This window comes from Microbacterium sp. JZ31 (assembly GCF_016805985.1).
Taxonomy (GTDB): Bacteria; Actinomycetota; Actinomycetes; order Actinomycetales; family Microbacteriaceae; genus Microbacterium.
This window is the reverse complement of sequence record NZ_CP017661.1, coordinates 1,321,158-1,332,811: the sequence shown is the minus strand read 5'-3', so window position 1 is coordinate 1,332,811 and position 11,654 is coordinate 1,321,158. Positions and strand designations below refer to the sequence as shown.

General features: G+C 71.7%; 14 protein-coding genes. 1 reads left to right on the top strand and 13 read right to left on the bottom strand.

Features of this window, described 5'->3' with window-relative positions:
• Window positions 1-19 precede the first annotated feature (19 nt).
• The 6 genes from BJP60_RS06285 to BJP60_RS06260 form a co-directional block, all read right to left on the bottom strand.
• The gene (locus BJP60_RS06285) at window positions 20-565 is read right to left on the bottom strand and encodes a type 1 glutamine amidotransferase domain-containing protein (protein ID WP_203138346.1); all 546 of its coding nucleotides are present in this window, start codon (window positions 563-565) and stop codon (window positions 20-22) included.
• A 106-nt stretch (window positions 566-671) separates the two neighbouring features.
• Window positions 672-2,270 carry a ribosomal protection-like ABC-F family protein gene (abc-f, locus tag BJP60_RS06280; RefSeq protein ID WP_203139024.1) on the bottom strand — a complete coding sequence of 533 codons (1,599 nt, stop codon included), beginning with the start codon at window positions 2,268-2,270 and terminating at the stop codon, window positions 672-674.
• A gap of 152 nt (window positions 2,271-2,422) precedes the next feature.
• Entirely contained in the window at window positions 2,423-2,758 is a 336-nt protein-coding gene (locus BJP60_RS06275) for a CHY zinc finger protein (RefSeq protein ID WP_238439598.1), read from the bottom strand.
• On the bottom strand, window positions 2,755-3,348 hold the full coding sequence (locus BJP60_RS06270; RefSeq protein WP_203138345.1) for an energy-coupling factor transporter transmembrane component T family protein: 594 nt from the start codon (window positions 3,346-3,348) through the stop codon (window positions 2,755-2,757). Before BJP60_RS06270 ends, BJP60_RS06275 begins: the two co-directional genes overlap by 4 nt.
• On the bottom strand, window positions 3,345-4,085 hold the full coding sequence (locus BJP60_RS06265) for an energy-coupling factor ABC transporter ATP-binding protein (protein ID WP_203138344.1): 741 nt from the start codon (window positions 4,083-4,085) through the stop codon (window positions 3,345-3,347). The genes BJP60_RS06270 and BJP60_RS06265 overlap by 4 nt, the downstream gene beginning before the upstream one ends.
• A complete protein-coding gene (locus BJP60_RS06260) occupies window positions 4,082-4,684 on the bottom strand; it encodes a biotin transporter BioY (protein WP_238439597.1) in 603 nt (200 codons plus the stop codon). The genes BJP60_RS06265 and BJP60_RS06260 overlap by 4 nt, the downstream gene beginning before the upstream one ends.
• A gap of 52 nt (window positions 4,685-4,736) precedes the next feature.
• Here BJP60_RS06260 and BJP60_RS06255 point away from each other — a divergent pair, with 52 nt between their 5' ends.
• Window positions 4,737-5,309 carry a TetR family transcriptional regulator gene (locus tag BJP60_RS06255; RefSeq protein ID WP_203138334.1) on the top strand — a complete coding sequence of 191 codons (573 nt, stop codon included), beginning with the start codon at window positions 4,737-4,739 and terminating at the stop codon, window positions 5,307-5,309.
• Window position 5,310: 1 nt separating this feature from the next.
• Here the strand turns inward: BJP60_RS06255 and BJP60_RS06250 are convergent, their stop codons facing one another.
• From BJP60_RS06250 to sufD, 7 genes are all read right to left on the bottom strand, one after another.
• Window positions 5,311-6,264, bottom strand: a complete 954-nt coding sequence (locus BJP60_RS06250; RefSeq protein WP_203138333.1) for a siderophore-interacting protein — start codon at window positions 6,262-6,264, stop codon at window positions 5,311-5,313.
• Window positions 6,265-6,291: 27 nt separating this feature from the next.
• Window positions 6,292-7,719, bottom strand: a complete 1,428-nt coding sequence (locus BJP60_RS06245; protein WP_238439596.1) for an MFS transporter — start codon at window positions 7,717-7,719, stop codon at window positions 6,292-6,294.
• On the bottom strand, window positions 7,716-8,906 hold the full coding sequence (locus BJP60_RS06240) for a MalY/PatB family protein (RefSeq protein ID WP_203138332.1): 1,191 nt from the start codon (window positions 8,904-8,906) through the stop codon (window positions 7,716-7,718). Before BJP60_RS06240 ends, BJP60_RS06245 begins: the two co-directional genes overlap by 4 nt.
• A gap of 76 nt (window positions 8,907-8,982) precedes the next feature.
• Window positions 8,983-9,312: a metal-sulfur cluster assembly factor gene (locus tag BJP60_RS06235; RefSeq protein WP_203138326.1), complete on the bottom strand. Its 330-nt coding sequence runs from the start codon at window positions 9,310-9,312 to the stop codon at window positions 8,983-8,985.
• A gap of 10 nt (window positions 9,313-9,322) precedes the next feature.
• The gene (gene sufC / locus BJP60_RS06230) at window positions 9,323-10,093 is read right to left on the bottom strand and encodes a Fe-S cluster assembly ATPase SufC (protein ID WP_203138324.1); all 771 of its coding nucleotides are present in this window, start codon (window positions 10,091-10,093) and stop codon (window positions 9,323-9,325) included.
• 1 nt (window position 10,094) lies between these two features.
• Window positions 10,095-10,421, bottom strand: coding sequence for a non-heme iron oxygenase ferredoxin subunit (locus BJP60_RS06225; protein WP_203138322.1), 327 nt, complete (start codon window positions 10,419-10,421; stop codon window positions 10,095-10,097).
• A complete protein-coding gene (sufD, locus tag BJP60_RS06220) occupies window positions 10,418-11,653 on the bottom strand; it encodes a Fe-S cluster assembly protein SufD (protein WP_203138320.1) in 1,236 nt (411 codons plus the stop codon). The genes BJP60_RS06225 and sufD overlap by 4 nt, the downstream gene beginning before the upstream one ends.
• Window position 11,654: the final 1 nt, after the last annotated feature.

Sequence of the window (11,654 nt, the reverse complement as noted above, 5' to 3'; positions counted from 1 at the left end):
GCGAGCGGACGGCCGCGGCTCAGGGCTCCGGCGTCTCGAGCGCCTTCGCGATCGCCGCGTTGAAGGCGTCCAGGTCGCCCGGGTTGCGCGACGTGATGAGCGTGCCGTCGACGACGACCTCCTCGTCGCGCCAGTCGGCCCCCGCGTTGCGCAGGTCCGTCTCGAGCGATGCGTACGAGGTCAGCGAGCGTCCCGACGCCAGCCCGGCGTTGGCGAGGATCCACGGCGCGTGGCAGATCGCCGCGACGGGCTTGCCGGCGTCGAAGAACGCCTTCACGAAGTCGACGGCCTCGGTCTCGAGACGCAGCGAGTCGGCGTTGAGCGTGCCGCCGGGCAGCACGAGCATGTCGTAGTCCTCCGCGCGCGCGTCAGCGAGCGGCACGTCGACGTCGAACACGTCGCCGTGCTCCCAGTCACCCTGCATCGCCTGCACCGTGCCCTCCTCGGGCGAGATCAGCACGGTCGTCGCGCCCGCGCCATCCAGCGCGTCACGGGGGCTCGTGAACTCGACCTGCTCGACGCCCTTCGTGAACAGGAACGCGATCTTCTTGTCTGCCAGGGTCATGGCACCTCCGATGTCGTTTGCGTGGTTCCATCCCACGACGACGCGGCGGCGACCGCAAACCCCTCGACAGCGGCGGGGACGGCCGCTACGCGAGCGACCCGGACGCTCAGGCCAGCGTGATGAGGTCCAGGTAGGACTTGTTCCAGATGTCCTCGACACCGTCCGGCAGCAGCAGCACCCGCTCCGGGTTGAGGGCCTCGACGGCACCCTCGTCGTGCGACACGAGCACGACCGCGCCCTCGTAGTGCGACAGCGCCCCGAGGATCTCCTCGCGCGAAGCGGGGTCGAGGTTGTTGGTGGGCTCGTCGAGCAGCAGCACGTTCGCGCTCGAGACCACCAGCGTCGCCAACGACAGGCGGGTCTTCTCCCCGCCCGACAGCACACCGGCCGGCTTGTGCACGTCGTCGCCCGTGAACAGGAACGAGCCGAGCACCTTCCGGGCCTCGGTCTCGTTCAGGTTGGGCGCGGCGGACACCATGTTCTCGAGCACCGAGCGATGCACATCCAGGTTCTCGTGCTCCTGCGCGTAGTAGCCGATCTTCAGGCCATGGCCGGGCTCGATCCGGCCCGTGTCGCTCTGATCGGCCCCCGCGAGGATGCGCAGCAGCGTGGTCTTGCCGGCGCCGTTGAGCCCCAGGACGACGACCTTCGAGCCGCGGTCGATCGCGAGGTCCACGCCCGCGAAGATCTCGAGCGCGCCGTACGACTTCGACAGCGACTTCGCCATGAGCGGCGTCTTGCCGCACGGCGCGGGCTTCGGGAAGCGCAGCGCGGCCACGCGGTCGACCTGGCGCACCTCCTCCAGTCCTTCGAGCAGCTTCTCGGCGCGGGCGACCATCTGGTGCGCGGCGGCGGCCTTGGAGGCCTTCGCGCCGAAGCGAGCCGCGCGATCCTGCAGCGCCGATGCCTTCTTCTCGGCGTTGGCGCGCTCCTTCTTGCGGCGCTCCTCGTCCGCCACGCGCTGACGCAGGTAGTGCTTCCAGCCCATGTTGTAGAGGTCGATGACCTGCCGGTTCGCGTCGAGGTAGAAGACCCGGTTCACGGTCTCCTCGACGAGGTCGACGTCGTGGCTGATCACGATCAGCCCGCCCTTGTACGACTTCAGGAACTCGCGCAGCCACACGACGCTGTCGGCGTCGAGGTGGTTCGTCGGCTCGTCCAGGATCATCGACTCGGCGTCCGAGAACAGGATGCGCGCGAGCTCGATGCGGCGGCGCTGACCGCCCGACAGTGTCTTGAGCGGCTGGTCCAGGATCCGGTCCGGCAACGAGAGGTTGTTCGCGATCGTGGCGGCCTCGGCCTCGGCCGTGTAGCCGCCGAGGGCCTCGAAGCGCTCCATGTCGCGCGCGTAGCGCTTCATGGCCTTGGCTGCGACCTTCTCGTCCTCCGACGCCATGGCCACGGACGCCTCCTGCATGCCCAGCTGCAGCGAGCCGAGTCCGCGCGCGTCGAGGATGCGCGTGCGCGCGAGCTGCTCGGGGTCGCCGCTGCGCGGGTCCTGCGGCAGGTAGCCGAGCTCGCCCGTGCGCTCGACCCGGCCGTTCGCGGGAATCAGGTCGCCCGCGAGCACTTTGGTCAGCGTGGTCTTGCCGGCGCCGTTGCGGCCGACGAGTCCCACCTTGTCGCCGGGTCCCACGCGGAACGAGACGTCGGACATGAGCATGCGCGCGCCGACGCGGATCTCGAGGTCGTGCACGGCGAGCACAGCGGACATCCATTCCCCGCGCGCGGCGCGGTGTACAGGGGGTTCTGGCTCCGGAATCCGGATCGGGAGGGACCAGCCTCCCAGTATAGGAGGCGCGGCCTGGGCCCATCCCGAGCACGCTTCCTCACGCGCGGGACGACCGCCCCGGCGGCCTACCGTTGCGGAGCGAAGTAGAGGTGGTGATGCAGGCTGCAGCGGGGATTGAAGGCGCCGCCGCAGCGTGCGCACGCGGAGGCGTCGAGGTACTCGGCGATCGACGACGTTTCGCCGCACACGCCGCACAGCAGGGCCTGCGGCTCGCGCACGCCCGCCGGCCAGCGCCGCGCGGGGTGATCCGCCTCCTCCTCGTGGCACGCGTGGCACGGATACCAGCGCCCGCAGCAGGGGAACAGGATGGCGAGGACGTCGTGCGGACCGGCCCAGTGCGCGCAGCGCGTCTGCGCGTCGACCACCGCACCGCGCACCGTGTGCGACCCGACGCGGATCACGCGATGCCCCGTGCGCTGAGCGCGTCCGCAACGTCGTCGGCGTGGCGCAGCGACATCACGAGCAGCGTCACGATCGCGCGCGGGCCGAGCCGGACGCCGCGGGCGCGCTGGGCGTCACGGATGCGGGCGGCGAAGTCGGCGACGACCGGCACGAGCGCGATCGTGAGCGTGAGCGTGAAGCCGACGCGCCACGGGTCGACCCCGATCCGCCGCAACGGCGACAGCGCGCGCTGCAGCGCGTCGAGGAGGTCGGCCGTGCGCGTGGTCAGCGTGAGCAGGCCCGCGAGCATGACGACCGAGACGACGCGCGTCGTGTTGACCACGGCGTCGGCCGGGGACAGGAAGATCAGCTGCGTCGCCGCGACGAACACCGCGATCCAGCGCGTCGCCCACAGCTGCCGCAGGAAGGTCGCGGCACCGAAGCCGCCGCCCGCGAAGGCGATCAGGACGAGCAGCATCGCGCCCGCCGCCAGCAGCGGCGTCCGCGCGCCGAGCGAGATGGCGAGCGCGAGCACCGCGAGCCCGATCAGCTTCACGCCGGCGGGCGTGCGGTGCAGCGGACTCGTCCCCGGGCGGTAGAGGGAGATCACGACGCCCCGTCGGGGTCCGGCACCTCGGTGAACTCGGCGCGGTAGCGATCGATCAGCTCGGCCGGGTCGCCCACCTCGGTGAGCCGTCCGTCCGCGAAGCGCACCGCGACGTCGCAGCGTGCGGCCAGCTCGAGATCGTGCGTCACGAGCATCATCTGCGCCGCCGTCTCCTGCAGCAGCAGGTCGCCGATCCGTCGCGCGTTTCCGAGATCCAGCAGCGTGGTGGGCTCGTCCGCCACCACGAGCGCAGGCTCGCGGATCAGCACCGAGACCAGCGCCAGCAGCTGCTTCTGCCCGCCGGACAGGCTGTAGGCGGGCTGGTCCGCACGATGCCCGAGCCCGTAGCGCTCGAGAGCCGCGGACACCCGCGACGTCACCTCCGCGCGGGACATGCCGGAACCGCGGAGCGACAGCGCGACGTCCTCCGCGACTGTGGGCATCAGGATCTGCGCGTCGGGGTTCGTGAAGACGAATCCCACGCGCTCGCGGATCCGCTTGGCGTCCCGCCGCGCGTCGAGGCCGTGAACGGTGATCCGGCCGGCGCTGGGCGCCACCAGCCCGTTCAGCAGCCGCGCGAACGTCGACTTGCCCGATCCGTTCGCCCCGATGACCGCGATCCGCCGCTGATCGAGGCGCACGGACACGTCGCGCAGCACCGACGCGCCGCCGAGCTCGACCGAGACGCCGTCGAGCTCGATCACGCCCCGGGACGAGGCCGCGTCCGGCCGCCCGTTCATCGCCCGGCGAGTTCGCGCTCCGCAGGGCGCGAGGTCGGCGCGAAGGCGAACGCCGGCGGGTAGGCCCGCCACAGCGCGAGCGCCAGCAGCGTCGCCACCGCGGCCTTGATCAGGTCGCCCGGCACGAAGACGAGGCTCGACAGCGCGGAGTCCGCCAGCGGGATCCCGGTGACGAGGGACACGCCGGGGATTCCCAGCGCGTAGACGACCGCGATGCCGCCCACGACCGCCCCGAGCGCCACGCGCCACGCGTCGAGGCCTGCCCGGCTCGAGCGCGCGATGAGCCCGGTGACGACCACGCCGGGGATCCACCCGAGGAGGTATCCGGCGGTCGGGCCGACGAACACCCCGAGACCTCCGGAGCCACCGGACAGCACCGGCAGGCCGACGCCTGCCAGCACGACCACGACGAGCACGGCGGCGACGCCCCGCAGCGGGCCCAGCGCGATGCCGGCGAGCATCACGCCGAGGGTCTGCAGCGTGAGCGGCACTCCGGTCGGCAGCGGGATCTCGCCCGCGACGCCGAGCACGACGATGATCGCGGCGAAGATCGCGATGCGGGCGAGATCGCGCGCTTCGAAGCGGCGGGATGGGGTCACGGGATCCTCCTGAACACTGTTCACCTGAACACCGTTCACTATAGTGTTCCGCATGGACCTCCGTGACACCCGCCGCGTCACGGAGCGCCACACGCGCGACGGCATCGTCGACACGGCGCTCGCCCTCCTCGAGGAGACCGGTCTGCCCGATCTCTCGATGCGGCGCCTGGCGGCGGCGCTCGGGGTGCAGCCGAGCGCCCTCTACTGGCACTTCGAGAACAAGCAGTCGCTCCTCGCCGACGTCGCCGACCGGATCGTCGCTGCCGCCGCCGACGTGCCGGACGCGAGCAGCGGAGACGCCCGCGTCACCGGCCTCGCGTTCGCGCTGCGCGACGCCCTGTTCTCGCACCGTGACGGTGCGGAGATCGTACTCAGCACGCAGGCGCTGGGCCTGGGCTCGGACGCCGCGCGGGCGCGCCTCGCCGCCGCGCTCGGGGCCGACGGCAGCGCGGCGACCGTGCTGCTGCAGTTCATCCTCGGCCACGCGTCGCTCGTGCAGCAGCGCATCCAGGCCGCGCGCTTCGGCGCCTACCCGCAGGGCGAGGCCGAGGTCGTCGCCCAGACCTCGGCCGACTTCGCGGCGGGCGTGCGGATGATCCTCGCCGGCATCCCGGCCGGATCCTGACTCAGCCCGTGCGCTCGGCGACCCCGCGGCGCCAGTAGCCCATGAAGGCCACGCGCCGGCGGTCGACGCCGTGGCCCGACACGAGCAGGCGGCGCAGGATCTTGATCGTCGCCGCCTCGCCGGCGATCCAGGCGTAGAACTCGCCCTCGATCGGCTCGGGGCTGTCCCACAGCATCTCGACGTCGACGTCCACGTCGGCGAGCTCCTGCGGACGGGGCGCGGCGGCGAGCGCCAGGACCTCGCCGTGCTCGCGGGCCCATGCCGTGACGGCCTCGATCAGGCCCTCGCCGTGCTCCCGCTCGGGCAGCCCCTCCCGCTCGCGGGAGATCCAGCGGATGTCCGCCTGCGCGTGCGGCTCGATCACGCCCGCGTCGGCGGCGCACGGCACCTCGATGAACACGTCGGCCGTCACGCCGTGCGGGAGGCCGTCCAGGATGCCGCCGATCGCCGGCACCGCGGTCTCGTCGCCCACGAGCAGCACGCGCGACGCGTGCAGCGGACGCCAGTCGATGCCGCCGCGCGCGTGCGGGCTGCGCTCGTCGGGACCGACGATCACGAGCTCCTCGCCGCCACGGGCATTCTCCGCCCACGTGCCCGCCGGCCCGGCGTCGTGGTGCACGACGAAGTCGACGGTGAGCTCGCGCGCCCGCGGATCGATCCGCCGCACCGTGTAGGTGCGGAACGGGTTGCGCACGGCATCGGGCAGACCGCGCCAGATGTCGTACCAGTCCCCGTGCCGCTCCTCATCGTCCTGTCCGATGTCGCACAGCGATCCGTCCGCGAACGGGAGGATCAGCTTGATCCGCTGATCCAGCCCCGCGGTGCCGAAGTGCTCGAACTCGGGACTGGAGAACGTCAGCCGCGCGAAGTGCGGGGAGAGGCGCTCCACGCGCTGGACGACGGCGCGGTACGGCCGGTACGCGGGACGGACTGGCGGCGGGGCGAGTTCGGTCACGAGCACCAAGTGTACGTTAGGTGAGCCTTACCTTTCGTGTGCGTGTCCCAGACGAACGCCCGGAGCCAGCGCGAGCACGGCGAGGGCCGCGGCGATCGCGAACACGACGGCGAACGCCGCACCGGTTCCGGACAGCGACGTGAAGGCGAGCCCCATCACGGCGATGGTCGCGGAGGCGCCGACCGAGTCGCTGATCTGCAGCGCCGACGAGTTGAACCCCTCGTTCGCGCGGCTCGAGTAGGCGAGCGTCAGCACCGTGAGCCGCGGGTACATCAGGCCCATCCCGAATCCCGCGAACGACCACAGCAGGATCGGAGCGGCCGCCGGCAGCGCGAGCACCGGGGTGAGCGCGCACGCGATGGCCGCGATCGCGAGCAGCACGACGCCGATCACCGCGATGCGGGTGTTCCCGATGCGATCGCCGTGACGTCCCGACACCTGTGCGCTGAGCGCCCACGCGAGAGCAGCGGCCGTCAGACCCAGCCCCGCCCACGTCGGCGAGAACCCGAAGCGGTCGATCAGCAGGTACGGCACGTACACCTCGGCGCCGAACAGCGCGCCGGCGATCAGACCGCGCATCAGGATGACACTCGGCAGCCCCGCGCCCAGCCGCAGGGTGCGCCGCGGCAGCAGGGGCAGGATCGCGAAGCCGATCACCGCGAGCGCCGCGACCGCGATCGTCCAGCCGAGCGCGGGGGTGATCGACTCGGCGAGTTCGCCCGTCGTGCCGAGCGCGAGCGCGGCGACCGCGACCACGACGGCGAACAGCAGTCGGCGTCCGACGCCGGCCTCTCGCGGGTGCTCCGACGCGGACGAGAGATGCCGCACGCGCGGCAGGATCATCGCGTACGCCACAACCGTGAGCGCGGCCAGCGCACCGAACACCCAGCGCCAGTGCAGATGCTCGGTCACGATCCCGGCGAGGAACGGCCCCACGAGCGAGGGCACGACCCACGCCGCCGAGAACATCGCCATGACGCGACCGTGCAGCGCCGGCGGGTAGACGCGCGCGACGACCACGTACAGCGCCACCACCTGCGCGCCGGAGCCCAGGCCCGTGATGAGGCGGCCGAGCACGAGGATCTCCATCGTCGGCGCGGCGGCGTCGAGCGCGAGCCCCGCGACGAACAGCAGCACGGCGGTCGTCAGCGGCGCGACCGGCCCCGCGCGGTCCGACCACGCGCCCGAGGCGACCATGCCGATCACGCCGGTCGCGAGCGTGCCCGAGAACGCGAGCGCGTACAGCGCCTCTCCCGACAGGTCGGCGCTCACGATCGGCATGACGGTGGTCAGCGCGAGGGACGTGAGCGCGGAGAGGAAGATCAGCGACACGGATCCCGCGGTCACCCACACCACCCGCGGATCCCACAACGAGGCGACGCCCGGCTCGGAGGGCGGGACGGTCGGCACGGGCCCCGTGAAGCCGCGCGGGTCGGCGCTCAGCGGATCGGTCACTTCGCCCCGCTGCCCTCGCCCGACGCGCCGGAGCCGACGAGCGCGCCGATGCGCGTCATGGCCTCGGTCAGGATCTCCGGACCCGTGCCGTAGTTGATCCGCACGTGGCCGCGCCCCTCGTCGCCGAACATCGGCCCCAGGTGCAGCGCGACGCGCGCCTCGCGGCGGATCTTCACGGCCGGGTCGTCGCCCCAGCCGAGCGCGGAGAGGTCGACCCAGCCGAGGTAGCCGGCCTGCCCGGGCAGGTAGCGGGCGCCCGGCACGTGCTCAGCGAGCAGGTCGTGCAGCAGGTGCCGGTTCAGGTCGAGACGCGCGATCAATGCGTCGAGCCAGGCGTCACCGTCGTCGAACGCGGCGACGGTCGCGATGAGACCGAACAGGGAGGTGCGCCACTCGACCTCGTCCGGCAGCGAGCGCACGATGCGAGCCGGCTCGGCCGCCGCGGTCAGGATGAACGCGCACTTCAGTCCCGCGAGGTTGAACGCCTTGCTGGCGCTCGAGAGCGCGAAGCCGATCTCCGCCGCCTCGGGCGCGGCGTCCAGGAACGGCGTGAAGGTCGCGTCCGGCATGGTCATGGGCGCGTGGATCTCGTCGCTGATGACCCAGGCGCCGTGCCGCTCGGCGATCCGGGCGAGCTCGGCGAGCGTCTCGCGCGCGTGCACGGTGCCGGTCGGATTGTGCGGGTTGCACAGCAGCATGACCTTCGCGCCGCGGGCGAACGCGGCGTCGATCCCCTCGAGGTCGAGGCGCCATCCGCCGGTCTCGGCGATCAGCGGAACCCGCTCGGCGATCGTGCGGGACTCCTGCTCGTTGACCGAGAAGAAGGGCGGGTACACGGGCGGCGTCACGACGACGCGGTCGCCCGGGTCCGTGAGCGCCCGCAGCAGCTCGGAGATCCCCATCATCACGTCGCAGGTCGTGCGCACGCGCGACGCATCGATCGTCCATCCGTACCGCCGCGCCGCGAAGTCCGCGAAGGCCGCGGGAAGGCGGTTCCGGGGCCCGACGTAGCCCGTGTCGCCGAGCGCCAGCGCGGCCTGCAGCGCTTCGGAGATCGGCGGCGCGAGCGGGAAGTCGGTCTCGGCGACGAACAGCGGGAGCACGTCCTCCGGATACGTCCGCCACTTCGCGCTGCTCCGCTGCCGGAGCCGATCGAGGGGCAGGGCGTCCAGCGGGGTGATGCTCACTCGATCGAGCCTAACCCCGGGTCGGACGACGACAGGCCCGGGGTCTCCCCCGGGCCTGTCGTTCACCGTCTGCCGGCTAGATCGCGAAGCCGAGCGCGCGCATCATGTCGCGGCCGTCGTCCGTGATCCGCTCGGGACCCCACGGCGGCATCCAGACCCAGTTGATGCGGAATCGCTCCACCACGTTGTCCAGCGCCTGCGCCGTCTGCTCCTCGAGCACGTCGGTCAGCGGGCAGCCGGCGCTCGTGAGCGTCATGTGGATGATGAGGGCGTCGTTCTCCTCGTCCCACGCGAGGTCGTAGATGAGTCCGAGGTCGACGACGTTGACCCCGAGCTCGGGGTCCATGACGTCCTTGAGGGCCTCGGTGACCTCGTCGTACTTCTCGGGCGTGAGGGTCGCGCTCATGGCGGCGATCCTACGCCTCGAGCGGGGCGTCGGCGGGCAGGTAGGCCGCGTAGCCCTCGTTCTCGAGACGCTCGGCGAGCTCGGGGCCGCCCTCCTCCGCGATGCGGCCGCCGACCATCACGTGCACGAAGTCCGGCTTGATGTACCGCAGGATGCGCGTGTAGTGCGTGATCAGCAGGACACCCAGGCCGGTGTTCTCCTTCGCGCGGTTGACGCCCTCCGACACGATCTTGAGCGCGTCGACGTCGAGCCCCGAGTCGGTCTCGTCGAGGATGGCGAGCTTCGGCTTCAGCAGCTCGAGCTGGAGGATCTCATGGCGCTTCTTCTCGCCGCCCGAGAAGCCCTCGTTGACGTTGCGCTGGGCGAACTTGCTGTCCATGCGCAGGTTCTTCATGCCCTCCTTGACCTCCTTGGTCCACGTCCGCAGCGAGGGGGCCTCGCCGTCGATCGCGGTCTTGGCGGTGCGGAGGAAGTTGGTCACCGTGACGCCCGGGATCTCGACCGGGTACTGCATCGCGAGGAACAGGCCCGCGCGAGCGCGCTCGTCGACGGCCATCTCGAGGACATCCTCGCCGTCGAACGTGATGGTGCCGCCCGTGACGGTGTACTTGGGGTGGCCGGCGATCGTGGAGGCGAGCGTCGACTTGCCCGAGCCGTTCGGGCCCATGATGGCGTGCGTCTCACCGGAGCGCACCGTGAGGTTCACCCCGTTCAGGATCGGGATGATGCCTTCGTCGGTTTCGACCGTGACGTGCAGGTCGCGGATCTCGAGAACGGACATTTCAGACTTCCTTCTTCAGGGTGGGGTCGATGAGCACGTCGTCGCCGTCGATCTGGACGGTGAACACGGGGACGGGCTCGTAAGCGGGGAGGTTGAGGGGCTTGCCGGTGCGCAGCGAGAACGCGGAGCCGTGGGCCCAGCATTCGAGCGTCTCGCCCTCGACGAAGCCCTCGGACAGGGAGATGTCGCCGTGCGTGCAGGTGTCGCCGATGGCGTGCACCTCTCCTGCCGAGTCGAGCACGACGGCGATCGCGACGCCGTCGACCTCGACCTTGAGCGGAGTGTCCTGCTCGAGATCGCTCAGTGCGCAGACGCGCGCGGCGCTCACGCGCCGGCTCCGATCGGGCCTGCTCCCTCGGCGAGCTCCTTCTCGATGAGCGCGGTGAGCTCCTCCTCGAGGGCGGGGATGCCGATCTTCTGCACGGTCTCCGACAGGAAGCCGAGCACCACGAGCCGGCGCGCCTCGTCCTCCGAGATGCCGCGGGCCTGCAGGTAGAACAGCTGCTCGTCGTCGAAGCGACCGGTCGCCGACGCGTGACCGGCGCCCTTGATGTCGCCCGTCTGGATCTCCAGGTTCGGGATCGAATCCGCGCGCGCGCCGTTGGTGAGCACGAGGTTGCGGTTCGCCTCGTACGAGTCGGTGCCGGTCGCGTCGGGGCCGATCAGGACGTCGCCGATCCACACGGTGCGGGCGCTCGCGCCCTGCAGCGCGCCCTTGTACAGGACGTCGCCCGTGGTCTCGGGGCCCTTGTGGTGCAGGTACACCTGGCTCTCGAGGTGCTGACCCGAGTCGCTGAACGCGAGGCCGAACATCTCACCGTTGGAGCCCGCGCCCGAGAGCTCGAGGTTCGGGTTCACGCGCACGACGCCGCCGCCGAAGCTCACGACGATGTGGCGCACCGAGGCGTCGCGGTCGACGCGGGTCTGGTGCGCCGCGGCGTGGATGGCGTCGTCGTTCCACTGCTGCACCGTCACGACCGTCAGGTCGGACCCGTCGCGCGCGATGATCTCGACGTTCTGCGCGTACTGGGCGGCACCGCTGTGCCGCAGCACGACCGTCGCCTTGCTGTGCTCGAGAGCCTCGATCACGAGGTGGCCGTCCGCGCGGCGGTCGGCGCCCCGACCCGTGATCCGGATCTCGATCGGCTCGGCGACCTCGGCCTCGCGCGGCACGCGGACGTGCAGCGCCTCGGTCGCACCGTGCCAGGCGATCGCCGCGGGCAGGTCCTCGGGCACGAAGAACTCGCCGCGCGGCGCCTCGCCGGCCTTGAGCGGCGCGCCCACGTACTCGGCGCCCGCCGTGACCTCGACCGTCACACCGTCGTTCGCCCCGGCCGCCGCGAACAGCGGCTTGAGGCGCGCGACCGGCGCGTGCTTCCAGTTGACCTCGCGCCCGGTCGGCACGCCGAAGTCGGCGGGCTCGAACGATCGCAGGCGCTCCGAGCGGGTCTGCACCGGGACGCCGGTGACCGGCGCGCTGGTGTCGGCGACCTGCGCCGCGGGGTCCACGTGGGCGTGCGTGTCCTCAGGCGCCTGCTGCGCCGTCGTCGACGTCGTCATA